At 58.1% G+C, this 24026-nt stretch carries 29 protein-coding genes; 27 read left to right on the top strand and 2 right to left on the bottom strand.

Features of this window, described 5'->3' with window-relative positions:
- Positions 1 to 335, bottom strand: a 335-nt coding sequence (locus VGK48_09865; GenBank protein ID HEY2381470.1) for a LysM peptidoglycan-binding domain-containing protein, incomplete at its 3' end; no start/stop codon positions are given.
- Between the two features lie 70 nt (positions 336 to 405).
- Between VGK48_09865 and cysK the strand changes: the two genes are divergently transcribed.
- The 27 genes from cysK (at position 406) to galE (ending at position 23613) form a co-directional block, all read left to right on the top strand.
- On the top strand, positions 406 to 1350 hold the full coding sequence (gene cysK, locus VGK48_09860; protein ID HEY2381469.1) for a cysteine synthase A: 945 nt from the start codon (positions 406 to 408) through the stop codon (positions 1348 to 1350).
- A 1-nt stretch (position 1351) separates the two neighbouring features.
- The gene (locus tag VGK48_09855; protein ID HEY2381468.1) at positions 1352 to 2722 is read left to right on the top strand and encodes a type I 3-dehydroquinate dehydratase; all 1371 of its coding nucleotides are present in this window, start codon (positions 1352 to 1354) and stop codon (positions 2720 to 2722) included.
- A 6-nt stretch (positions 2723 to 2728) separates the two neighbouring features.
- Positions 2729 to 3640, top strand: a complete 912-nt coding sequence (thrB, locus tag VGK48_09850; protein ID HEY2381467.1) for a homoserine kinase — start codon at positions 2729 to 2731, stop codon at positions 3638 to 3640.
- The gene (gene asd / locus VGK48_09845; GenBank protein HEY2381466.1) at positions 3640 to 4695 is read left to right on the top strand and encodes an aspartate-semialdehyde dehydrogenase; all 1056 of its coding nucleotides are present in this window, start codon (positions 3640 to 3642) and stop codon (positions 4693 to 4695) included. Before thrB ends, asd begins: the two co-directional genes overlap by 1 nt.
- Positions 4696 to 4699: 4 nt before the next feature.
- The gene (hisZ, locus tag VGK48_09840) at positions 4700 to 5782 is read left to right on the top strand and encodes an ATP phosphoribosyltransferase regulatory subunit (GenBank protein ID HEY2381465.1); all 1083 of its coding nucleotides are present in this window, start codon (positions 4700 to 4702) and stop codon (positions 5780 to 5782) included.
- Positions 5773 to 6417, top strand: coding sequence for an ATP phosphoribosyltransferase (gene hisG / locus VGK48_09835; GenBank protein ID HEY2381464.1), 645 nt, complete (start codon positions 5773 to 5775; stop codon positions 6415 to 6417). Before hisZ ends, hisG begins: the two co-directional genes overlap by 10 nt.
- A complete protein-coding gene (hisD, locus tag VGK48_09830; GenBank protein ID HEY2381463.1) occupies positions 6414 to 7703 on the top strand; it encodes a histidinol dehydrogenase in 1290 nt (429 codons plus the stop codon). The genes hisG and hisD overlap by 4 nt, the downstream gene beginning before the upstream one ends.
- Complete coding sequence (gene hisC / locus VGK48_09825) at positions 7666 to 8742, top strand: histidinol-phosphate transaminase (GenBank protein ID HEY2381462.1); 1077 nt, start codon at positions 7666 to 7668, stop codon at positions 8740 to 8742. The genes hisD and hisC overlap by 38 nt, the downstream gene beginning before the upstream one ends.
- On the top strand, positions 8743 to 9327 hold the full coding sequence (gene hisB / locus VGK48_09820; protein HEY2381461.1) for an imidazoleglycerol-phosphate dehydratase HisB: 585 nt from the start codon (positions 8743 to 8745) through the stop codon (positions 9325 to 9327). It begins immediately after the preceding gene.
- Between the two features lie 100 nt (positions 9328 to 9427).
- Positions 9428 to 10024, top strand: a complete 597-nt coding sequence (gene hisH / locus VGK48_09815) for an imidazole glycerol phosphate synthase subunit HisH (protein ID HEY2381460.1) — start codon at positions 9428 to 9430, stop codon at positions 10022 to 10024.
- 4 nt (positions 10025 to 10028) lie between these two features.
- Complete coding sequence (gene hisA, locus VGK48_09810; protein ID HEY2381459.1) at positions 10029 to 10751, top strand: 1-(5-phosphoribosyl)-5-[(5-phosphoribosylamino)methylideneamino]imidazole-4-carboxamide isomerase; 723 nt, start codon at positions 10029 to 10031, stop codon at positions 10749 to 10751.
- Positions 10741 to 11496 carry an imidazole glycerol phosphate synthase subunit HisF gene (gene hisF, locus VGK48_09805; protein ID HEY2381458.1) on the top strand — a complete coding sequence of 252 codons (756 nt, stop codon included), beginning with the start codon at positions 10741 to 10743 and terminating at the stop codon, positions 11494 to 11496. The genes hisA and hisF overlap by 11 nt, the downstream gene beginning before the upstream one ends.
- Positions 11493 to 12119, top strand: a complete 627-nt coding sequence (gene hisIE / locus VGK48_09800) for a bifunctional phosphoribosyl-AMP cyclohydrolase/phosphoribosyl-ATP diphosphatase HisIE (protein HEY2381457.1) — start codon at positions 11493 to 11495, stop codon at positions 12117 to 12119. Before hisF ends, hisIE begins: the two co-directional genes overlap by 4 nt.
- 2 nt (positions 12120 to 12121) lie before the next feature.
- Entirely contained in the window at positions 12122 to 13564 is a 1443-nt protein-coding gene (gene trpE / locus VGK48_09795; GenBank protein ID HEY2381456.1) for an anthranilate synthase component I, read from the top strand.
- Positions 13561 to 14118 (top strand): aminodeoxychorismate/anthranilate synthase component II, encoded by a 558-nt coding sequence (locus VGK48_09790; GenBank protein HEY2381455.1) that lies wholly within the window; start codon positions 13561 to 13563, stop codon positions 14116 to 14118. Before trpE ends, VGK48_09790 begins: the two co-directional genes overlap by 4 nt.
- Positions 14115 to 15122, top strand: a complete 1008-nt coding sequence (gene trpD, locus VGK48_09785) for an anthranilate phosphoribosyltransferase (GenBank protein ID HEY2381454.1) — start codon at positions 14115 to 14117, stop codon at positions 15120 to 15122. The genes VGK48_09790 and trpD overlap by 4 nt, the downstream gene beginning before the upstream one ends.
- Positions 15119 to 15910 carry an indole-3-glycerol phosphate synthase TrpC gene (trpC, locus tag VGK48_09780; GenBank protein ID HEY2381453.1) on the top strand — a complete coding sequence of 264 codons (792 nt, stop codon included), beginning with the start codon at positions 15119 to 15121 and terminating at the stop codon, positions 15908 to 15910. The genes trpD and trpC overlap by 4 nt, the downstream gene beginning before the upstream one ends.
- Entirely contained in the window at positions 15907 to 16548 is a 642-nt protein-coding gene (locus VGK48_09775) for a phosphoribosylanthranilate isomerase (GenBank protein HEY2381452.1), read from the top strand. The genes trpC and VGK48_09775 overlap by 4 nt, the downstream gene beginning before the upstream one ends.
- Positions 16545 to 17720 (top strand): tryptophan synthase subunit beta, encoded by a 1176-nt coding sequence (trpB, locus tag VGK48_09770; protein ID HEY2381451.1) that lies wholly within the window; start codon positions 16545 to 16547, stop codon positions 17718 to 17720. The genes VGK48_09775 and trpB overlap by 4 nt, the downstream gene beginning before the upstream one ends.
- Positions 17707 to 18504 carry a tryptophan synthase subunit alpha gene (trpA, locus tag VGK48_09765; GenBank protein HEY2381450.1) on the top strand — a complete coding sequence of 266 codons (798 nt, stop codon included), beginning with the start codon at positions 17707 to 17709 and terminating at the stop codon, positions 18502 to 18504. The genes trpB and trpA overlap by 14 nt, the downstream gene beginning before the upstream one ends.
- Positions 18501 to 18773 carry a chorismate mutase gene (gene pheA / locus VGK48_09760; protein ID HEY2381449.1) on the top strand — a complete coding sequence of 91 codons (273 nt, stop codon included), beginning with the start codon at positions 18501 to 18503 and terminating at the stop codon, positions 18771 to 18773. Before trpA ends, pheA begins: the two co-directional genes overlap by 4 nt.
- Before the next feature lie 101 nt (positions 18774 to 18874).
- Positions 18875 to 19648 (top strand): prephenate dehydrogenase/arogenate dehydrogenase family protein, encoded by a 774-nt coding sequence (locus VGK48_09755; GenBank protein ID HEY2381448.1) that lies wholly within the window; start codon positions 18875 to 18877, stop codon positions 19646 to 19648.
- Positions 19645 to 20349: a CoA transferase subunit A gene (locus VGK48_09750; GenBank protein ID HEY2381447.1), complete on the top strand. Its 705-nt coding sequence runs from the start codon at positions 19645 to 19647 to the stop codon at positions 20347 to 20349. The genes VGK48_09755 and VGK48_09750 overlap by 4 nt, the downstream gene beginning before the upstream one ends.
- Positions 20346 to 21011 (top strand): CoA transferase subunit B, encoded by a 666-nt coding sequence (locus VGK48_09745; protein ID HEY2381446.1) that lies wholly within the window; start codon positions 20346 to 20348, stop codon positions 21009 to 21011. The genes VGK48_09750 and VGK48_09745 overlap by 4 nt, the downstream gene beginning before the upstream one ends.
- Before the next feature lie 24 nt (positions 21012 to 21035).
- Positions 21036 to 21341, top strand: a complete 306-nt coding sequence (locus VGK48_09740) for a hypothetical protein (protein HEY2381445.1) — start codon at positions 21036 to 21038, stop codon at positions 21339 to 21341.
- Complete coding sequence (locus VGK48_09735; GenBank protein HEY2381444.1) at positions 21338 to 22639, top strand: UDP-glucose/GDP-mannose dehydrogenase family protein; 1302 nt, start codon at positions 21338 to 21340, stop codon at positions 22637 to 22639. The genes VGK48_09740 and VGK48_09735 overlap by 4 nt, the downstream gene beginning before the upstream one ends.
- Positions 22636 to 23613 carry a UDP-glucose 4-epimerase GalE gene (gene galE, locus VGK48_09730; protein ID HEY2381443.1) on the top strand — a complete coding sequence of 326 codons (978 nt, stop codon included), beginning with the start codon at positions 22636 to 22638 and terminating at the stop codon, positions 23611 to 23613. The genes VGK48_09735 and galE overlap by 4 nt, the downstream gene beginning before the upstream one ends.
- Here galE and VGK48_09725 read toward each other — a convergent pair.
- Complete coding sequence (locus tag VGK48_09725; GenBank protein ID HEY2381442.1) at positions 23591 to 24025, bottom strand: hypothetical protein; 435 nt, start codon at positions 24023 to 24025, stop codon at positions 23591 to 23593. The genes galE and VGK48_09725 overlap by 23 nt on opposite strands.
- Position 24026: the final 1 nt, after the last annotated feature.

Genomic DNA, 24026 nt, shown 5'->3' with positions numbered 1-24026 from the left:
TTGGCTTCGACCAGAGGAGTAACCGGCCGGATCAGAATTTTGTCATCCGGATAAATCCAGTGCGGATTGATGATGTGTTCGTTCTGCTCCCAGAGCTGAGGCCAGAGCCTCGGATTCTTCAGAGCCTCAGCGGCAATTTGCGATAGCGTCTCACCCTGCTTGACAACATGCACCTCGAACTTATCGGCATCCTTGGGATCACCGTTCGCGCTGACGCGCCCATCCGCGTGAACCGTCAGATCTTTGGGCGGTGCGCCCTGTTCCGGAACCGGTTTGGTTGGAGTTTGGGCCCAGACGGTCGATGCAACGATCAATATGGCAAAGAAAGTCCGCATAGTCCGCTATTACTAGCAGATGCGCATTTGAGCGTCAACTAAATGTGGGGGAAGTAGTTAGAGGCAAGATATGGTATCCTCGTTTATTTCCATGCACGACGGGATTTATGACAACATTTGCCAACTCATTGGAAAGACGCCGGTCGTGCGACTGAACAGGATACCGCAGAACAACTGGGCGGAGATGCTGGTCAAGCTGGAGTCCTTCAACCCGGGTGGCAGCGTGAAGGACCGGATCGGCCTCAGCATGATCGAGGCGGCGGAACGCGAAGGAAAACTCAAGCCGGGCGGGACAATTGTCGAGCCGACCAGCGGAAACACCGGGATCGGCCTCGCCATGGTTGCAGCAGCAAAGGGATATAAGGTCATTCTGACGATGCCGGAAGAATACAGCGTTGAACGCGTCACTTTATTGCGGGCTTATGGCGCGCAGGTGGTGCTGACTCCGCGCGATCAGGCGATGCAGGGCGCCATCGACAAGGCGGAGGAGCTGGTCCGGCAGAATCCCGGCTACTTCATGCCGCAGCAATTCCGAAATCCGGCGAATCCCGAGATTCACCGCAAAACGACAGCCGCGGAAATCCTCGCCGCGTGCGGCGATCAGCTGGACGCGTTGGTGGTCGGGGTCGGAACCGGCGGCACGGCGACCGGTACCGCCGAGATCCTCAAACAGAAGATCAAATCGATCCAGGTCTTTGCCGTGGAACCGGCAGACTCTCCTGTTTTCTCCGGCGGCAAAGCCGGGGCACACAAAATCCAGGGGATCGGTGCAGGTTTCATTCCTGAAATCTTCAACCGGAAAGCCGTCGATCGCTTTATCCCGGTTTCGTACGATGACGCGCGCAACGGCGCTCGCCGTCTGGCGGAGCAGGAAGGAATTCTCTGCGGAATTTCTTCGGGAGCGATTCTTCACGCCAGCTGCATTGTTGCCTCGGAGCTCGGCCGCGGAAAACGCACACTGTCGATCCTTCCGGATACCGGCGAGCGGTATCTCAGCACGGAGCTTTGGTCTTGAAATGGTCAAGCCAGGCGCGCTGTGCGTTTCTCTTACTCCACGGAGTTTGGACGAAGTCTTTTCCTCGGACTTAGCGGGAGCCGACTGCGCCGAAGTTCGCTTCGACTATCTGAGCAACCCTCGCGATTCGCTGACCGCGCGGTGGGACCGCCTGCCCATACCAGTTATTGCAACCTGCCGGGGAAAAGAACGCGGCGGGAAGTTCGAGGGCTCGGCCGCGGAGGAAATCCGGCTGCTCCAACAGGCCGCCGAAAACGGCGCCCGCTTCGTCGATCTGGACTACCGCATTGCCGAGCCGATCGCCGGAACCGACGTCATTGCGTCATTTCATGATTTCGAAAAAACGCCCCGCGATCTGACTGCACTGGTGAACGAAATAGGCGCGAGCCCAGGCCGGATCGGAAAAATTGCCACGATGGTGAACTCCTGGGACGACAATCGCAGGCTGTTTGAGCTGCTATCGAGCAAGGCGCCGAAACCCATGATCGTTATCGGAATGGGCGATATGGCCCAGATCACGCGCGTTCTCGGCCCGTCGCGCGGCTCGTTCCTGACCTATGCCGGTTTGACTCCAAATGCGGCGGCTCCGGGGCAGCTTTCGCTGCGCGAGATGAATGATGTGTACCGTTTCCGCAGCCTGAAGGCATCCACCCGGCTGATCGGCATTATCGGCAACCCGCTCGGACATTCGTTTTCGCCGGTCATCCACAACAAAGCCTTCGCGGCAACGGGACTCGATTTCGTTTTTGTGAAATTCCCGGTGGCCGATGTGAAGGACTTTTTTGAAAACGTCCGGGCCCTGGGAATCGAAGGACTTTCGGTGACGATTCCGCACAAGACCGCGGTGATTCCCTTGCTCGGAAAGTTGACGGCTGAAGCGGCTGAGATCGGGGCCGTCAATACCGTTTCGCTGCGCGACGGCATCTGGACCGGTGATAACACCGACGTCGACGGCGTGCGCGCCTCGCTCGACTCCGCCGGTTTCGATCCCAAAGACAAGGTCGTCGTGATTCTGGGAACCGGCGGAGCTTCCAAGGCGGCGGTTGCCGCCGTCAAGGGAGCGAAGAGGATCACTACGTTGGGACGCCGTGAAGTGCCTGAAGCCAGCCAACATCCTTGCGATTTATTGATCAATGCAACCCCCGTCGGCATGTTTCCGATGGTGGATGCCGCTCCTTTCCAGGGGCCGATTCCGGCGGATGTCGTTATGGATATGGTCTATAATCCACCAATAACGCGCCTGTTGAGATCCGCTCGGGACCAGGGAAAGACGGTCATCCAAGGCACGACGATGTTTCTGGCACAGGCGGCCCGCCAATTTGAAATCTGGACGGGGCATCGCCCTCCCTCAGAAATCTTTGAAGAGAAGTGACCTGACATGAGCCGAAACTATTCATTTCGAGTTCCGGCCGGCACCTCCAATTTAGGAGCCGGTTTCGATGCACTGGGCCTGGCGCTCGAAATCTACCTGCGCGTACGCATCGAAATGGTGCCGAAAATGGAAATCGTGGCGCTCGGAGTGGACGCCGGCGAAATTCCGACGACCTCCGACAATCTTATTCTGCGGGTGGCACGCCGTGTGGCCGAGCGCCGGAACCGCGAACTGCCGCCGTTCCGCATGACGATCGCCAATGAAATCCCGCTGGCGCGCGGCCTCGGCTCGAGCGCGGCGGCGATTATCGCCGGCATCACCTGCTACGAACTGGTGACTCAGGACAGGCTGACGGAGCCCGAAATCTTCAAGTACGCTTTCGAGTTCGAGACGCACCCCGACAATCTTTCGCCGGCGCTTCGTGGCGGACTGATTGCGGCATGCCAGGGCGCCGACAGCGAAGTGTTCATTGCGAATTTGAAGGTGGCTCCCGGCGTCAAATCGGTGATTGTGATTCCCGAATTCGAGATCTCGACGGAAAAGGCGCGGGCCGTTCTACCACAGACGTATTCACGCAAAGACGCGGTCTACAATCTCCAGCGCTCGGCGCTGATCATCGGCGCGCTGACAACCGGTAATTGGACGTTGCTCCGCGAAGCGATGAACGACCGTATTCACCAGCCGTATCGCGCATCTCTGATACCGGGATTTGAAGACATCCTGGCGCTGCGCACACCCGGCATGTACGGAGTGGCATTGAGCGGCGCGGGCCCGACGATATTCGCTCTGGCGGAGCCTTCGAAGGCCGACGGCGTTGGCTGGGACATAACCGCCGCATTTCAGAAGTACGGCGTGAAGGCGCTGCCTCACGTCGTGAATATCGATACTGAAGGAAGGGTCATAGGAGAAGGTTCGTAATGGCAAAGCTTAAGGTTGGAATACTCGGTGCGACGGGGACTGTGGGCCAGCGGATGATTCAATTGCTGGAACAACATCCCTGGTTCGAAGTTTCTGCTGTCGCTGCATCGGACAATTCCGCGGGAAAAAACTATGCCCAGACCACGCGCTGGATGCTCGAGACCGCGATTCCCGCGGCCGTTGCGCGCATGACCGTGCAGTCCTGCCAGCCGGGGCTGGATTGTGATTTCGTTCTGTCGGGCCTGCCGTCATCCGTCGCGGAAGATACGGAATTGCAGCTGGCGAAGGCGGGAATGCCCGTCCTGAGCAATGCATCGAGTCACCGGATGAAGGCCGACGTGCCGCTCCTGATTCCCGAAATCAATCCCGATCACCTCGATGCCCTGACGATGCAGAAGCAGCGGACCGGCAGCCGCGGATTCATCGTGACAAATCCCAACTGCTCGACGATCGGCCTGGTGTTTCCGCTCGCCGCGCTCGAGCGCAAGTTCAAGCTGGAAGCAGTGCACGTCGTGACCATGCAGGCGCTGTCCGGCGCGGGTTACCCCGGTGTCGCATCGCTGGACATTATCGACAATGTTCTTCCTGCCATCGACATGGGAGGCGAAGACCACAAAATCGAGACCGAGCCGTTGAAAATTCTCGGCAAATGGCGCGATGGGAAGTTTGTGGACTCCACGGCGCGGATCAGCGCCATGACGCACCGAGTGCATGTGCGCGACGGGCATCTCGAAGCGGTATCGGTGAAGCTCGCGACAAAAGCGTCCCGGGAGGAAGTCGAAGCGGCGATACGGAACTTCAGTTCTCCGATCGACGAGTTGCAGCTTCCGTCGGCTCCCCGGCCGGCAGTGATTCTGGAAACTCACGTCCAGCGGCCCCAGCCCCGGCTGGATCGCGATCGCGGCAATGGCATGGCCGTCGTGGTCGGCCCGATCAGCCCATGCGCTGTCCTGGATTACAAGTTCCGCGTCCTCAGTCACAACACGATTCGCGGAGCGGCAGGCGCCGCAATTCTGAATGCGGAGTTGATGTATCGGAAAGGCCTTTTAGGTTAACGGGATGAAATCCTATACACAGATTCCTCCGGGGACGCAGATCCTCATCGGCGGCGCGGCGCACCGCCGCCGTCTGCTCGAGCGGGCGATCTGTTCGGTCTTCGAAGGCTGGTCGTATGAAGAAATCATCCCGCCGATCTTCGACTATTACGATGTCTTTGCGAAAGGCATGGGTACCGGCCAGGAAGAACACATCTACCGGTTCATCGATCGCGAAGGCAATATCCTCGCGCTCCGGCCCGAGTTCACCTCGCTCGTCGCGAAGACGGTGGCAACCCGGCTTGCCTCGGCGCCGAAACCGATCCGGCTGTTTTATTCAGGCGAGGTGTTGCGTTTCGAAAAGCCGAAAGGAGGCCGCCAGCGGGAATTCGCCCAGATCGGCGTCGAGCATTACGGCGGCACTCATAAGACGGCCGACGTGGAGATCCTGCTGATCGCCGTCGAAACATTTCAACGCCTGGGCGTTCAAGGTTTCCAGATCAACCTCGGAAGCGTCGACTTCTTCGGCGGAATCGTCGATCGCATGGAATTGCCCGATGATCAGATCGCGGCCATCAAAGATGTTCTCAACATCAAAGACCAGTCCGGCCTCGAAGTTCTGCTTCAAAAGTTGCCGCTCGACGACCGGCGAAAGAAGACCCTGCGAGCCGTGCCCCACCTTACCGGAGGAAAATCCGTGATCACGGAAGCTCGGGCGCTCGTAAAGAATGCAAGGTCCGTAGAGGCGCTCGACCACCTTGAGGAAATTTATTCGATTTTCGAGAAACTGGATCTTGCACAACATCTGACGATCGACCTCGGCGAGATTCGCGGGTTCGATTATTACACCGGAATCCTGTTCCGCGCCTATGTGCGCGATCTTGGTTTCGAAGTCGCCAGTGGAGGCCGCTACGACGGACTGCCTGCCGCCTTCGGCGAGGATATGCCGGCGGTGGGTTTCACCTTCATTCTCGATCGTCTCGAACAGATCGCGACTCCAAACCTGGACATGGGGAATGGAAACCCGACGGCGATCGATGTACAGCAGGGTTTTGCCAAAGCGCTGCAGCTCCGGCAGGCCGGCAAGGCGGTGAAGCTGTGCTTGTGATTGCGCTCTGCAAGGGACGTTTTCTGGAGCCGTCGCTCGAACTGCTGGGGCGGGCCGGCGTTCAATTTACCGATGACGTCTCGTCGTCGCGAAAGTTGATTTTCGAATCGACCGATAAAAGGTTTCACGCGGTGCTCGTCAAGCCCACGGATGTGCCGACCTATGTCGAATATGGCGCGGCGGACATCGGAATCGCCGGCCTGGACGTGCTTCTTGAATCGCATGCGGATGTGCTGCAGCCCCTGGATCTCAATTTCGGTTATTGCAGGATTGCTATAGCCGGCCCGGCGCAGGCGCAGGCTGAAACTCGCGACTACATCGGGCGGTTCGACAGTCCGACGGTTCGCGTGGCAACGAAATACCCGCGAATCACGATGGATCATTTCAACAGTCGTGGAATTCCGGTTGAAATCATTCCTCTTTCGGGATCGATCGAACTGGCGCCGCTCATCGGCCTGGCCGACCGCATTGTGGATCTGGTGGAAACAGGCCGCACGTTAAAGGAGAACGGTCTCGAGATCCTGGAAGTCATCGCGGAAAGTTCTGCAAAACTTCTGATCAATCGCGCGGGCTATCAGACCAAACGGCAGGAAGTTCTGACATTCATTCAAGCACTGGAGAGTGCACGCCGATGAGAGTCATCGATCTCACTACGGAGATGAACCTCGACGAAATCGATGCGCTCCTGGCGCCCGGCGATGTGGAACAGAATGTCGAACAGTCTGTTGCCGGCATTCTGCAGGACGTCCGGCGGCGCGGCGATGCCGCGGTCTGTGAGTACACGAAGCGGTTCGACGAATTCAATCTGACTCCGGAATTGATGCGTGTGCCGGAAGATCAGCTCCGAAGCTACGCGGAAGGCGCCGATGACGAACTCGTCGAAATCATGCGTAAGGCGGCCGGCAACGTCAGGGATTTCCACGAACAGCAGATAGAAGAGTCCTGGGAATATTACGCGGGCGACGGCGTCCGCCTGGGATTGCGGCGTACCCCGCTTGCCAGCGCAGGGCTCTACATTCCCGGCGGAAAGGCGGCATATCCCTCATCCGTGCTCATGAATGCAATACCGGCGCAGGTTGCAGGCGTCGAGCGCATCGCGGTGGTGACTCCTCCGCGCTCGCTGGAGGAAAATCCGCTGGTTGCCGCCGCTCTGAAGATGCTCAATCTGACGGAGGTCTATCGGATCGGCGGAGCACAATCGATCGGCGCGCTCGCATACGGGACGAAAACAATTCCACGGGTTCAGAAAATTGTCGGCCCGGGCAATCAGTATGTCCAGTCGGCCAAGCGGCAGGTTTACGGCGCAGTTGACATCGACATGGTGGCGGGCCCCAGTGAAGTCGCTATTGTCGCCGACGAGACATGCGAACCGTCGTGGATCGCAGCCGATCTTCTTGCTCAGGCCGAACATGATGAAATGGCCGGCGTATGGTTGATCACCTGGTCCCGGGAGCTCGCCGTTGCCGTATTCGATGAGGTTCAGACGCAGCTCAAGTCGCTCGACCGCAAATCGATTGCGAGCACGGCCATTAAGAACAAAGGAATCGCGTTCGTCGTCGCGGATGAACGCGACGCCATCCGTCTCGTGAATCACATCGCGCCGGAGCACGTCGAAGTGCTGATGGCCGAGCCGGAGCACGTCTCCGATAATATTCAAAACGCGGGCGCCGTTTTTATCGGACGGTACGCGCCGACGGTTGTGGGGGACTATTTTGCCGGGCCAAGCCACGTGCTGCCGACAAATCGGACGGCGCGTTTCTTTTCTCCGCTTGGTGTTCCGGATTTCCTGAAACGGACGAGCATCATCCGCTACTCAGGACGTGCCATCGAACGATTCGGCGAAATGATCGAAAAATTCGCCATTGCTGAAGGACTGACCGCACATGCGAGATCTATCACCATCCGGCGTCATAAAGCCTGAGGTCCGCGGCCTCGCCGCGTACACACTCAAGCACTTTGAAGCCGACGTCAAACTCGATCAGAACGAGAATCCGTACGAATTGCCGGCGGACCTCAAGCGGGAAATCGCGGAGCGCGTCCTACGGCGGCCATGGGGACGTTATCCGGCATTCGTGCCGGCAGGTGTCATCAAAGCGCTCGCGACATTCGCCGGCTGGATCGAGGACGGAATTCTGGTCGGCAACGGATCCAATGAATTGATCCAGGCTTCGCTGAGTGTCGCGCTGGGTCCCGGCCGGCGGCTGGCCGTGCCGCAACCGACGTTCACACTCTACAAGCTGATGGCGACAACGCTGCAGGCGGACATCGAACAGGTATTGCTCGACTCCGAAAACATGGCGTTCGACGCGGACAAGCTGATTGCGGCCTCTCGAACCGCGGACGTCATTGTGATCTGCACGCCGAACAATCCGACAGGCACCGTGCTCGACCGCGATGCGTTAACGGCCGTGCTGAAGAGTGCGAAAGGCATCGTGATCGTGGACGAGGCGTATCACGAATTCAGCGGACAAACCGCCGTCCCGCTGCTAGCCGGGCACCGGAACCTTATCGTGCTCAGAACATTCTCCAAAGCGATGGCTATGGCCGGCCTCCGCTTCGGCTACATGATGGCGCACCCCGAAATCGCCCGCGAAGTGAACAAATCCAAGCTGCCGTACAACGTGAACATTTTCACGCTGGCGGCCGCGGAAGTGATCATCGAAAAACATGACGTGCTCAACGCCGGCATAACGGCATTGATACGGGAACGCGAGCGCGTCTTCTCGGAACTGCAGAAACGGCCGGAAATCCGCGCTTTTCCGTCGCAGGCGAATTTCATTTTGATACGGACCGCGAAGTCGGCGCGCGAGCTCTTTGACGCTCTATACAGTCACGGCGTACTGATCCGCGATGTGAGCGCTTATCCCTTGCTCGAGCGCTGTCTGCGGATTTCGATCGGAACTCCGGAAGAAAACAACCGGTGTCTGGCTGCGCTGGACCAGGTCCTGGAGAACAAATAAATGGATGCACGAACATCGATGAAGTCGCGAAAAACGAACGAGACCGATATTCGCGTCAATCTCAATCTCGACGGCACCGGGGAACACCAGCTGGCGACGGGCATTCCGTTTTTTGACCATATGCTCGCCCAGCTGGCGCGGCACGGACACTTCGATCTGGAAATCCATGCCAAGGGCGATCTCGAAATCGACGGTCATCACACCGTGGAAGATGTGGGGTGGGTTCTGGGACAGGCGCTGCGCGAGGCTCTCGGCGAGCGCCGGGGTATCACACGGTTTGGTCACGCCTACGTGCCTCTCGATGAGGCTCTGACACGCGTTGTCGTGGATCTTTCCGGAAGGCCGTACCTCGTCTACAAGGCCGATTTCAAGGCGACGAAGCTCGGCGATCTGCAGACCGAACTGATTGAAGAATTCCTCAAGGCGTTCGTCCAGGAAGGACGCTTCAACCTGCACGTCGAAAACCTGTACGGCAGGAATCAGCATCACATTGCGGAAACCATTTTCAAAGCCACCGCGAGGGCGCTCCACACCGCAACGCGCGTCGGACACACGCAGATTCCGTCGACGAAAGGCGTGCTGTGATGCGCTTTGCACGAACAGTGCTTGTGAGCGACCCCCTGCCGGCCGCGAAGCGGCCGGCAGGGGGTCGCTCACACACCATGTTGAGACGGAGCGGTAAATTGTGATCACCATTGTTGATTACAAGCTGAATAACCTACGGAGCCTGGAGAACACGCTGCGGCGGCTGGGACACAATGTTTGCGTCACATCGAATCCGGATGACATCCGGGCGGCCACCAAGCTCATCCTTCCTGGTGTAGGCGCCTTCGGCGACGGTATGCGTAATCTGAAAGAGCTGGGCCTGGCTGCGCCCTTCATTGAGAAGGCGGAAGCGGGAACCCCCACTCTCGGGATCTGCCTGGGGATGCACCTGCTCTTCAGTGAGAGCGAGGAATTCGGCAAGCATCAGGGCTTGGATATCCTTCACGGTTCGATCGTGAAACTGCCGGCGCACCTCCGAGTGCCGCATATGGGCTGGAATCAGCTGCACCTGAAGCGGACGAATGGCTTGACTGCGGGCGTTACCGAGTGCAGCTTCGTTTATTTCGTCCACTCGTATTATGCGAAGCCTGCATCCGACATCACGCTGGCGACGACAGACTATGAATTGGAATTCCCGGCGATCGTCCACCAAGGAAATATTTGGGCGACACAATTTCATCCGGAGAAGAGTCAACGGATAGGAGAACGGCTGCTGGAGAATTTCGCGCGGTTTTAAAAGTATGAAGGTTTATCCCGCAATCGACATTCTTGGTGGAAAGGCTGTCCGGCTGAAACAAGGCCGGAAAAGTGACGCGACTGTTTACGGCGATCCGTTGGAGATGGCGAATAAGTGGGTCGGCAAAGGCGCAGACTGGCTGCATGTCGTCGATCTCGATGGGGCGTTTGAAGGCGTGCCGAAGAACCTCGCGGTCTTGCGCGAAATGGCGGCTGCGGTTCCCAATGCAAAGATCCAGCTCGGCGGCGGAATCAGAAGCATGGCGGTCATTGATACATTACTGGATGCCGGCATTCAGCGGGTGGTGCTGGGGACCGCGGCGGTTCAGGACCAGGAATTCGTGAAGGCCGCTTTGACGGCCCAGCCGCATAACGTTGCCGTTGGCATCGACGCGCGCGACGGAAACGTGCAGATCGCCGGCTGGACGGAAGACTCGCACATCGCAGCCATCGATCTCGCCCGCCGGCTTCAGAATCTCGGCGCCCGGCTGGTGATCTACACCGACATTGCGCGCGATGGCGTTCTCGAAGGACCCAATATCGAAGCGATGAAGGAAATGCTGGACCACACGGAGCTGTCCGTCATTGCCTCGGGCGGTGTTTCGTCGATCGCCGATGTTCGGCAGCTTGCGCGTCTCGATCACAAGAGACTTGACGGCGTGATCATCGGCAAGGCGCTCTACGAAGGCCGCTTCGAAATCGAGGAGGCCATGGCAAATGCTCGCTAAGCGAATCATTCCCTGCCTCGATGTGAAGGGGGGGCGCGTCGTCAAAGGGATCAATTTCGTCAACCTTCGCGACGCCGGAGATCCCGTGGAAGCGGGCCTCCGATATTCCGAAGAGGGCGCCGACGAACTGGTTTTCCTCGATATCACGGCATCTTCGGACAGCCGCAATATCGTGGCGGAAATGGTCCGGCACGTTGCGGATACCATCAACATTCCTTTTACGGTGGGCGGTGGCCTGAGAAATGTCGGCGATATTCAGGAGATTTTGCGCAGCGGCGCAGACAAAGTTTCATTGAACACTTCTGCGGTCAACGAACCATCGCTGGTGCAGAAAGCGGCGGAGCGCTTCGGCAGCCAGTGCATCGTTGTCGCCATCGATGCCCGGCGGGAAAACAACGGCAGCGCGAAAGTCTATACGCACGGCGGGCGCGAACGGACCGAACTCAACGCGGTCGAATGGGCGAAAACTGTCGCCGGTCTCGGCGCCGGTGAAATTCTGCTGACCAGCATGGACGGCGATGGAACCAAGCACGGCTACGATCTCGATCTGACAAGGAGAATTTCGGAGGCCGTCAACATTCCGGTCATTGCTTCAGGCGGCGCCGGCAACCTTCAACATTTGTACGAAGGCTTGACCGAAGGCGCAGCGAGCGCCGTGCTGGCCGCATCGATTTTCCATTTCCGGGAAGTCACGATCGGCGAAGCGAAATCCTACTTGCGCGAACGGGGGGTCGTCGTCCGATGAACGATATCCTCAAGAATGCCAGATTCGGCGCAGACGGGCTCATTCCCGCAGTGATGCAGGATGCGAGAACCCGCGAAGTGCTCACGGTTGCCTACATGAATAAGGAAGCTCTGCAGCTCACCCTCGAAAAAAAGGAAACCTGGTTGTGGAGCCGCAGCCGCCAGCAGCTGTGGCACAAGGGCGAAACATCGGGCAACTCGCAGAAGGTTACGAAAGTCAGTCTGGATTGCGACAATGATGCTGTCCTGGTCGAAGTCGAGCCGCTGGGACCGGCGTGTCACACCGGTGCGTATTCATGTTTTGGCAGCGAACCGGAGATCGAAGGTGTGCTGCAGGAACTGTACGCCGTCATTGAAGAGCGCAAAGAGCAGCGTCCCGAGGGAAGCTATACGACCTACTTGTTTAATAGCGGGCTGGACAAAATTCTGAAGAAGGTCGGAGAGGAAAGCGCGGAAACGATTATTGCCGCCAAGAACCCCGATGCCGGGAGGCTGGTTTCGGAAACCGGCGATTTGATGTATCACCTGCTCGTCTTGCTGGTCGAGCGGGGTATATCGCTGGACGAGATCAGTCGTGAATTAAAAGAAAGAAGATCGGCCACACAAGGCCCAAAAAAGACATAGGTATGCAGCCAGGTCTCGAAGACGTCAAAAAACTTCAAACGCAGGGGAATGTAATCCCTGTCTATAAGTCGGTCATCGCCGATTTTCTGACGCCGGTGTCTGCGTTTCTGAAACTCGAGAAGGACCGCTCGCATGCGTTCCTGCTTGAAAGTATCGAAGGCGGAGAAAGAATCGCACGCTATTCCTTCCTCGGTGGAGATCCGTTCCTGATCAAGCGATACCGGGACGGCCAGCCCGCGAACTTCATGGACGATCTGCGCGCCACGATGAACCGGTTCAAGTCGGTCAAGTTGCCCAACCTGCCTCCCTTCACCGGGGGCGCGGTCGGCTATTTCGGGTATGACATGGTCCGGACGATTGAGGACATTCCGCAGTCCAGCGTGGATGATCTCGGCGTCGATGATGCTGTTTTAATGTTCTACAAGACCGTGCTGGCCTTCGACCATCTGCGGCATCAAATCCACATCATCTCCAATGTGATTGTCGAAGATTCGGGTGAGTCTGTCGAAGAACAGTACAGGAAGGCGATTGAGGAAATCGAGCATATCGAAACACTGCTGCGCGCGCCGCTGCAGATTCCCCCTGTGACACAAAACGCAACAGACGTTACGGTGAGATCGAACTTCGATAAGCAGGACTATCTCGCCGGCGTCGCAAAGGCCAAGGAATATATCGCGGCCGGCGACATATTCCAGGTCGTTCTCGCGCAGCGCTTCGAAGTGGATCTCCCGACTTCCGCTTTCGAAATTTACCGCGCCCTCCGGATTGTGAATCCCTCGCCGTACATGTACTTCCTCAAGATGCCGGAAACCTCGATCGTCGGTTCGTCTCCCGAAATGCTGGTACGGGTTCGCGAACAGGAAATCGAATACCGGCCGATCGCCGGAACGCTTCCTCGGGGTGGAAACGAGGCCGAGGACGAAGCGAATGCCGAAAGACTGCGTCATGACGAGAAGGAACGGGCGGAACACATCATGCTGGTCGATCTCGGCCGCAATGATCTCGGCCGGGTTTCACAGTACGGTACTGTGCGCGTCGAAGATCTGATGTTCATCGAACGTTATTCGCATGTCATGCATCTCGTTTCATCGCTGCGTGGGAAGCTGCGCGACGGCGTCGATCGCTGGGACACCCTGATGGCCTGTTTTCCGGCCGGCACGGTTTCGGGAGCACCCAAAGTCCGCGCCATGGAAATCATCGACGAACTGGAACCGACAAAACGGGGAGTTTACGCGGGCGCCGTGATGTACGCGGATTTCAGCAATAACCTCGATTCGTGCATTGCCATTCGAACGCTGGTGGTGCGAGGCGATAAAGGATACATCCAGGCGGGGGGCGGCATCGTCGCCGATTCTGTTCCTGAAAATGAATACATGGAGACCGTGAACAAGTCGCGTGCCCTGATTCGCGCGATCAATCTTGCGCAGCGCGGGTTCGAACTATGATTCTGGTTATCGATAATTACGATTCCTTCACCTACAACCTCGTGCAGTATCTCGGCGAGCTGGGTGAGGAGCTGCGCGTTTTCCGTAACGACAAAATCTCGCTTGAAGAAATCGAACGCATGAAACCCACGCGGATCGTGATTTCTCCGGGACCGGGCACGCCGGCGGAGGCGGGAATCACGGAAGATCTCGTCCGCTACTTCCACAAATCGACGCCGATTCTCGGTGTTTGCCTCGGACACCAGGCGATCGGAGAGGTATTCGGCGGCAAAATCGTGCGGGCGCCGACGCTGATGCACGGCAAGGTCAGCGAGATTTTTCATGACAGCAAGGGCCTTTTCGCAGGTTTGCCTCAGGGATTCCCGGCGACACGCTATCACTCCTTAATGGTCACTCAGGTGCCGACGTCGCTCGAAATCAGCGCCGAAACCAAGGATGGCGTGGTGATGGGATTACGGCACCGGGATTATCCGACCGAAGGCATTCAGTTTCACTGCGAATCGATTATGACCGTCGTAGGCAAGAACCTGCTGAAGAACTTCCTCAAATCATGATCGGCGAATTGATCCAGAAGATGATCGACCGCATCGATCTGACCGAGCAGGAAGCGCGGAGCGCCATGGAAGAAATCATGGCAGGCCGCGCGACGGAAGCGCAGATCGGGGCTTTCCTGATTGCACTACGGATGAAAGGGGAGACCGCACCGGAATTGATCGGCTTTGCGCGGGTGATGCGTGAGAAAGCGGAGCCGCTGTGGCAAGGAGAAACCCTGGCGGTTCTCGACACTGCAGGCACGGGCGGCGACCGCTCGGGCACATTCAACATTTCAACCGCGGCGGCGTTCGTCGCGGCGGCGGCCGGCGTCCGCGTGGCGAAACACGGGAACCGCTCCGCATCGAGCAAGTGCGGCAGCGCGGACGTGATGGAAGCACTCGGCGTCGATATCCAGATGCCTATGGACCGTCTTCGCTCGGCAATCAAAGATGTCGGCATCGGTTTCCTGTTCGCGCAGCGATTCCACACCTCGATGAAGCACGTCATGCCGGCGCGTACACAGCTGAAGGTCCGGACCGTTTTCAATATTCTGGGGCCACTCGCGAATCCGGCGGCGGCATGTTTTCAGGTCGTCGGGGTGTCATCACCGGAGATCATGGAACTGATGGGGAATGCGCTTTGCGGCCTGGGCCTGCGCCATGCATTTGTAGTGCATGGCGCGAACGGGCTTGATGAAGTTTCCATTGCGAGCCGCACCTACGTGGTCGAGTTGCGCGACGGCGAGCTTCGGCAATTCCTGATGACGCCCGAGGACTTCGGCATGACGCCTGCGAAGGTTGACGCCATCCTCGGCGGCGATGCCGCGGAGAACGCAAAAATTATCGAAAGTATTTTCCGCGGAGAACGCGGCGCGCGCCGCGACGTCGTGTTGCTGAATGCGGCTCCGGCCCTGGTAGCCGGCGGCGCGGCGAAAACCTGGAAAGAAGGGGTCCGCCTGGCAGGCGAATCGATCGATTCGGGCGCCGCACTTAAAAAACTCGACGAACTGAGGCAGCTTTCTTGAAAGAACTGGATAGAACACACATCCTTGCGCGCATTGTGGAAGCCAAGCGCAAACGGCTTGAGGTCTCCAAATTGCGCGTGCCTGAACCGATCGTCAGGCGCATGGCCGAGACGGCGAAACCGGTTGCGTTGTTCCGCGAGGCGCTCGACGGAGGGGGCCCGGTGCGCATCATTGCTGAAGTAAAGAAGGCGTCGCCCTCGAAAGGTGTCCTCAAAGCCGATCTCGATCCGGCGGCCCAGGCGCGCGCGTACCGGGATGCCGGAGCATGCGCAATCTCTGTCGTTACGGAAGAGGACTTTTTCCAGGGCGACCTCGGCTGGGTCGGAACCATACGCGAAGCGTCGAGTCTGCCGGTTCTTCGAAAGGACTTCGTCTACGAGCCGTTTCAGGTTTATGAAACGCGGGCGGCGGGGGCGAGCGCCATTCTTCTCATTGTCGCCATGCTGGAACCCGGACGCCTCAAGGATCTGATCGGTCTCGCTCGCGATCTGAAGCTCGATGCTCTCGTTGAAGTTCATGACGAAAGCGAACTCGGCGAGGCGCTGAACGCAGGCGCTGCTCTCATCGGCGTCAACAATCGCGATCTGAAAACGTTCAATGTGGACATTCAGACCTCCGTTCGGCTGGCAAAGATCATTCCGGACGACCGGTATTTCGTTGTCGAAAGCGGGGTCAACAGCAAGGCCGACATCGATCTTCTCTTGAATTCCGGAGCGGACGCATTCCTCATCGGGGAACACCTGCTCACATCCGCCAATCCCGCCGCGGCGCTACGGAGGTTGTCGTGACCCGAGTGAAGATTTGCGGCATCCGGGAGTACGAAGATGCCCGCGACGCAGTGCTGCTCGGCGCGCACGCCATCGGGTTGAACTTCTATCCAAGCAGCCCCAGATACATCGAAGCTTCGCGAGCCGCGGAAATCATCGAGAAACTGCCTCCGTTTGTGACGGTGGTCGGCATCTTCGTAAATCATCCGCACCCGCAGAACCTCGAGGATTTCGCGCTATCGATCGGCCTGCACGCGGTTCAGCTCCATGGCAACGAGACTCCGGATTATTGTTCGATGATTCAGCGCGTCAAGGTGATCAAAGCGTTTCGCGTCGATTCGAATTTCCGCGTCGATACGCTGCGCAGCTATGGCAGTGGAACCTTTCTGCTGGACGGATGCGCGCCTGATCAGTATGGCGGAACCGGAAAATCTTTCGATTGGGAGCTTGCATTCGGAGCAAATGCGTTCGGTTCGATTGTGATCGGGGGCGGTTTGAATCCCGAAAATGTGTCTCAGGTCGTCACTTCCCTGCATCCTTTCGGCGTCGATGTGGCGAGTGGCGTGGAATCCAGACCAGGCAGGAAGGATTACGAAAAAATGCGGCGGTTTATTGAAGCGGTCCAGCGGGCCGACGTCGCGTTGATGGGTGCTTTATGAAAGGTCACTTTGGAGACTACGGCGGCCAGTTTGTTCCGGAAACGCTCATGCACCCGCTCGAGGAACTCGAAGCGGCATACGCGGAAGCGCAGCGCGATCCGGCCTTTCAGGCGGAACTGGATGACTTGTTTCATAACTACTCCGGGCGCCCGACGCCCCTGTATTTCGCCAAGCGCCTGACGCAGGCCTTCGGCGGCGCAAAGATCTATCTCAAGCGCGAGGATCTCAATCACACGGGCGCGCACAAGATCAACAACTGCCTCGGCCAGGGACTGCTCGCGCGCCGTATGGGTAAGAAGCGCATCATCGCCGAGACCGGCGCAGGCCAGCACGGCGTCGCTACCGCTACCGTCTGCGCGTTGCTGGACCTGGAGTGCGAAGTCTACATGGGCGAGGAGGATATCCGGCGGCAGGAACTGAATGTCTTCCGGATGAAACTCCTCGGCGCGCGCGTGGTGCCGGTTTCGGCGGGCAGCCGGACATTGAAAGACGCGATCAATGAATCGATGCGCGACTGGGTCACGAATGTCCGGACAACCTACTACATGCTCGGAAGCGTGCTTGGGCCGCATCCGTATCCGGTAATGGTTCGCGATTTTCAATCCGTGATCGGAAGGGAAACTCGGGCGCAGATTCTGGAGAAAGAAGGGCGCTTGCCCGACGTCCTGGTCGCCTGCGTTGGCGGCGGGAGTAATTCCATCGGGCTGTTCTACGACTTCGTCAACGATAAACAGGTACGGATGATCGGCGCGGAGGCCGGAGGCCGAAGCCCTGCGCCGGGCGACCACGCCGCCCGATTTTCAGGCGGCAGGCCGGGTGTGTTGCATGGCACGTTCTCGTACATCCTTCAGGATGAATTCGGCCAGGTGGTTCCCACACACTCGGTTTCGGCGGGTCTGGATTATCCGTCGGTCGGTCCGGAGCATGCTTTGCTTCATGACACCGGGCGCGTGGAATATACCAGCATCGACGATGCGGAGGCGATGGCGGCATTTCATGAATTGAGCCGTCTGGAGGGAATCATTCCGGCGCTGGAGAGTTCGCACGCGATCGCCCAGGCGAAGAAGCTGAAAGCCCCGAAGGGACAGATTGTGGTGGTGAATCTTTCGGGGCGTGGAGATAAGGACGTGACTGAAGTGATGCGGTTGATGGGGAATAATGACTCGTATTGAAAACACATTCGCAAAGCTGAAGTCCTCCCGGCGCAAGGCGTTCATTCCTTACATCACCGCAGGGGATCCGAGCCTCGACGTAACTCTCGATCTCGTGCTGGCACTGGACAAAGCCGGTGCGGACATCATCGAGCTGGGAGTTCCCTTTTCCGATCCTATCGCCGATGGGCCCGTCATTCAGCGCGCGACCGAACGGGCTCTGCGCAACGGCGTCCACCTTCCGGCAATCCTGAGGCTAGGCGCAAAAATCCGGGAAAAGTCCGAGATCCCGGTTGTCCTGTTCAGTTACTTCAATCCGCTATACAGCTATGGCCTTGGAAAGCTGGCTAACGCCGCCGCAGAAGCGGGCTTCGATGGCGTCCTGGCGAGTGACCTGACGGTCGAAGAATCCGAATCTTTCACTCGCGCAATGCGTGACTCTGGATTAAATACGGTGTTTCTGGTCGCTCCGACGAGCTCGCCGGAGCGCATGAAAAAGATTGCCGAGACATCGAACGGCTTTCTGTATGCTGTGTCGCGAACGGGCGTGACGGGCGAACAACAGGAATTGGCGGCGGATCTGAAGACGTTCTTGCAGACGCTGCGGTCACACACCGATTCACCGATCGCGGTGGGTTTTGGCATTTCGCGTCCGGAACATGTCCGGGCGGTGTGGCAGGAGGCCGATGGAGCGGTTGTCGGCAGTTCGATCGTCAAAGAGGTCGAACAACACATCGGCAAACCGGATCTGGTACAACGGGTGGCCGCGTTCGCCGCATGGTTGAAAGGCTCTGATTCGCAATGAGCATCGATGATTGGCGTCTTAAAATCGATGAGATCGACAAGAAGCTTGTGGAGTTGCTGAATGAACGTTCGCGCTGCGCAATTGAGATCGGGAAGATCAAGCACGACCTCAATCTGAGAGTCTACGATCCGGCGCGGGAGCGCGAGATTCTCCGCCGGATCAAAGAATCCAATCCCGGACCACTCGACAATGAGGGCCTGCAGCGCCTTTTCGAGCGTGTGATCGACGAGTGCCGGCGGATCGAGCGGCTCGAGCGCGAAAAGGATTAAGGATAAAGATTAATGGTAGTGGTGATGCAAGAAGGGGCGACATTGTGCGACGGCGCGCAGTCCCTTTATCCGGCGCAGTTCCGCGTACTGATGTCTCACGAATGGAACGCGTAACCATTATCGGAACGGGCCTGATCGGCGGTTCGATGGCCCTCGCGCTCAAACGCGCGTACCCCGGAATTCAGATTTCCGGAGTGGATAAACCGGACGTCCTCGAACGGGCGAAGCAGCTCAAGATCATCGACCGTGCCGGATCGCAGCCCTCGGACCTCGCCGTCCTGGCAACGCCTGTCGGAGACATTCTCAAACTTTTGGATCAGTTCGTTACCGGACACGCGCTGGTTACGGATGTCGGCAGCACCAAAACGGCCATTTGCCATAAGGCTGAACGCATGGGCGTGCTGTTCGTCGGCGGACATCCGATGGCGGGCCTCGAACACTCAGGACCCGAATCGGCAAACGTCGATCTCTTCCAGAATGCGCCTTACTTTCTCTGCCCGGTGAAATCGACGCCCGACGGAGCGCTCGCGCGGATGCAGGACATTGTAAAGGCCATTGGCGCGGTGCCGCACGTCATCGAGCCGCCGGATCACGATCGTCTGGTCGCGCAGATCAGCCATCTCCCGCAGATCATCTCCAGCCTGCTTGCCGCCCAGACCGCGGAGCACAAAGACCTGGCAGGGCCGGGCCTGCGATCGATGACACGCCTCGCCGCAAGTCCGTTTCAGGTCTGGCGTGATATCTTTAAAACTTCAGGGTATCTACCGAAGGAACTTCAGTCTTTTATCGAACGTCTGCAAGGGATATCGGATTCTATTGAGGCTGGAAATTTCGATGAAGTCGAACGCTTGTTCAAAAGCGCAGGCCCGGAATGAATAAGGTGGTGGCCGGCGCCCGCGAAGCCGTCGCCGACATGAAGGATGGAGCCACCGTGATGCTGGGCGGCTTCGGGCTCTGCGGCATTCCGGAAAATCTGATCACCGCGCTCCGTGACAAAGGAACCAAACATCTCACAATTATCAGCAACAATGCCGGCGTCGACGGTCGTGGCGCAGGTCTCCTTCTGGAAGCCCGGCAAATCAAAAAAGTAATCGCGACATATGTCGGCGAGAACAAATTGTTCGAGGAACTGGCGTTGTCCAGACAAATCGAGGTTGAACTTGTTCCTCAAGGCACCTTTTCCGAGCGTATGCGCGCCGGAGGCGCGGGTGTCGCGGCTTTCTTCACTCCGACTGGTTATGGAACGGTGGTGGCCGAAGGTAAAGAGACGCGCGAATTCAATGGCAGGATGCATGTGCTCGAGCGGGGGCTCACCGCAGACTTTGCATTCGTCAAAGCCTGGAAAGGCGACAAGTGGGGCAATCTCGTCTATCGCAAGACGGCGCGAAATTTCAATCCGGTAATGGCGACGGCCGCTCGCGTCACCATCGCTGAGGTGGAGCAACTGGTGGACGTCGGCGAACTGGATCCCGATATGGTACACACGCCGGCCATCTATGTGCAGCGGATATTCCAGGGACCGCACTACGAAAAGCGGATCGAGAAACGCACCGTCCGAAAGAGAGACACACGATGAGCGGCGTTCCGAAACGCGAAGTCATTGCCCGGCGCATTGCGCGCGAATTGAAGGACGGATTCGCTGTGAACCTCGGAATCGGCATTCCGACTCTCTGCGCCAACTACATTCCCGCCGGAGTTGAAGTCTTGCTGCACTCTGAAAATGGCTTGCTGGGTATCGGCCCGTACCCGTTCGAAGGCGAGGAAGATCCTGATCTGATCAACGCGGGGAAAGAGACCGTCACCGCCCTGCCCGGCGCATCTTACTTCTCCAGTTCCGATTCCTTTGCAATGATCCGAGGTGGACATATCGATCTCGCCGTACTCGGAGCGATGGAAGTCGACGAACGCGGAAGCCTGGCGAATTGGACGATTCCGGGGAAAATGGTCAAGGGGATGGGCGGAGCCATGGATCTGGTGGCCGGGGCCAGACGCGTGATCGTCGCGATGGAACATGCAACGCGCGAAGGCAAGCCGAAGATCCTGAACAAATGCTTTCTTCCGCTGACCGGCGTCGAAGTGGTGAACACGATCGTCACCGAACTTTGCCTGATCGACGTCACAGACAAAGGACTGGTATTGCGCGAGGTGCGTCCAGGTGTGAAGATTGACGACGTTCAGAAGCTGACGCAGCCGAAACTGATCCTGGAAGGCGAGCCGAAATGGATGGAGTTGGCCTGACCGCGGATCACGCGGGTGGCGCAAATGAAACTGAATTCGATCGTGATTGTGAATCTTCAGGGGCCGCATGAGCGGTTCTTCGGGCGGCTGCTTGATATTGCGCCGCACGGTATCACGGTACGGGGAATTGATCTGAATGCATTCAGCGACTGGATGAATCATATTTCACATCGGGAAGAAGCCGGCGTGCAGCCGACGACGGTGTTCTATCCCATCCATCGCATCGAGAAGATTATTCTGGACGAAGGCATCGGCGCGATCCCATCGCTTTCCGACACTTTCCTGACAAAAATCGGTTCGGCGGTTTCGGAGTATCTGGAGTCCGAATGAATATAGGCGTTATCGGAACGGGTTATGTCGGGCTGGTCGCAGGCGCCTGTCTTGCGGAGAGCGGAAACGATGTCACCTGCGTGGACAGCGACGCGGCAAAGATCGACAGCCTTAAACGGGGCAATATTCCGATTTACGAGCCGGGATTGCCGGAAATCGTCGACCGCAACCTCCGGGAAGAACGGCTTACGTTCACCACCGACATGGAAGGCGCCGTCCGGAAGTCGTTCGTCATTTTTGTCGCGGTCGGCACGCCGACCACGCCGAGCGGAGCCGCCGATCTCACCTCCGTGTTTCAAGTCGCGGAATCCATCGGCCGGGCGATGGACCGTTACAAAGTCATCGTCGTCAAGTCGACCGTACCGGTCGGCACGAGCGAAAAGATCCGCGAGGTCATCAAGAAACAGACCACCCATCCTTTCGACCTGCTTTCGAATCCGGAATTCCTCAAACAAGGCGCGGCGGTCGAAGATTTTATGAAACCCGACCGAGTGGTTGTGGGCGCGGATGACGTCCGCGCGGCTGAAATTCTCCGCGATCTATATGCACCATTTGTCCGGACCGGCAGTCCGGTGCTGCTGGTGGACGTCCGAACGGCCGAACTTCTCAAATATGCCGCCAACGCGTTTCTCGCGGCCCGCATTTCATTCATGAATGAGATCGCGAATCTCTGCGAGAAAGTCGGCGCCAACGTCGATATGGTGCGTAAGGCGCTTGCCTCGGATTCACGGATCGGACCCGCGTTCCTTTTCCCCGGTGTCGGATTCGGCGGAAGCTGTTTTCCCAAAGACATCAAGGCTCTGATCGAAACCGGACGGCAGCACGATTACGAGATGGCTATCCTGGAGGCTGTCGATGCGGTGAACGTGAATCAGGCGCTGCGCTTCGTCGAAAAAATCCGGGAGCATTTTCAGGGAAATCTCCGGGACAAGCGGCTTGCCGTGTGGGGCCTGTCCTTCAAGCCGCGCACGAACGACATGCGGGATGCCCCCTCGATTAAAATCATCGAAAGTCTTCTGGCGGAAGGCGCAGCGGTCTCCGCGTACGATCCGGAAGCGATGGACGAAGCCAGACGGATTTTCGGCGGACGCATTCAACTCTCGTCCAACAATTACGGCTGCGTCGAGGGTGCGGATGCCCTTCTCCTCATTACCGAGTGGCAGGCATTCCGGAATCCCAATTTCGAACGGTTGAAGACCATGATGCGCCAACCGGTGATCTTTGATGGCCGGAACATCTACGAGCCCGCGCACCTGCGCCAACTCGGCTTCACTTACTACAGCGTCGGACGAGCATGATACTGGTCACCGGCGGCGCCGGATACATCGGAAGCCATACAGTCCTGGCGTTGAAGTCCGCCGGATTCCAGCCTTTGATCTTCGACAATTTTTCCACCGGTCATCGTTTTTTTGTAAAAGACACGCCGCTATTTGAAGGCGACATCTGCCGGCCGGAAGACCTCGAGCACGCATTCCGTCAGCATCGTATCGACGGCGTGCTGCATTTTGCGGGCAGAGCTCTTGTGGGCGAATCCGTCGAACATCCGGAGATCTATTACGAGACAAATGTTCTCGGCGGCTTGAATCTCCTGAATGCGATGCGGACGGCTGGAGTGAAGTATCTGATCTTCTCATCCACGTGCGCCACTTACGGGGTGCCGCAGCGCGTCCCCATCGACGAAGAGCATCCGCAAAAGCCGATCAATCCCTACGGCGATACCAAACTCGCATTCGAGCGCGCGTTGCAATGGTTTCATGAAGCGCATGGACTCGAATATCTCTCCCTGCGCTACTTCAACGCGGCGGGAGCCGACGTCAATGGAACCTTCGGCGAAAACCACGTACCCGAGACGCACCTGATCCCGCTCGTGCTGGGCGCCGCCGCGGGTTTGCGTAACGATGTCCGGATTTTCGGCGCGGATTATCCGACCCCCGACGGTACATGCCTCCGCGATTACATTCACGTCTCGGATCTGGCCCGGGCGCATGTGATGGGTCTACGGAAATTGATGGAAGGTGACGTTCAGTCGCAGGCTTTCAATCTCGGCACCGGGCACGGGTATTCCGTTCGCGAAGTCATCGAGGCGGCCCGGCGGGTTACGAGGAAGGACTTTCGGGTAATTGAAACGGAACGCCGGCCGGGCGATCCGCCGGAGTTGGTGGCGGCGGTGGACCGGGCGCGGAAACGGCTGGAATGGACGGCTGCGGAAAGCGGCCTGGAACACATCGTCGAAACCGCGTGGAAGTGGCTTACTCGTCGCGGGACTGCATAGCTTCGAAAGCCTTCGTCAGCCCGGCCGCAAATGCGGCCGCGGAAATTGCAGGCTTCACGACGGTCTCCTGCACCCTCTCCGCATTCGTGGTGATCTGATCTGCAACTTCTTCCAGTTTCGAATCCACCTGCGCAAGAGACCGATTGAAACTCTCCTCAGCCCTTGCAAGAGCGGGTTCAAGCTCAGCCATCCGATCTTTTGTGGCCTGGGTCACGACGATGGCTTGCGCGGAAGCGGTTTGCATGGAGTCGAGCCACTCCCGCATCTCGCTATTCTTCTCGAATGCCGATACGGTGGCATCGACCTTGGAGGTCAGGCCGGAAAACGCCTTGCAAGCGAACAAAATCAAACACGTGTTCGTTACCACGGTAGCGCAAGTGAAGAAGAGAAATACGAGTATGCGAACTTCCATT

Source organism: Terriglobia bacterium, from assembly GCA_036496425.1.
GTDB lineage: Bacteria > Acidobacteriota > Terriglobia > 20CM-2-55-15 > 20CM-2-55-15 > 20CM-2-55-15.
The sequence above is the reverse complement of the archived record's forward strand: the minus strand, read 5'-3'. Positions and strand labels throughout refer to the sequence as shown.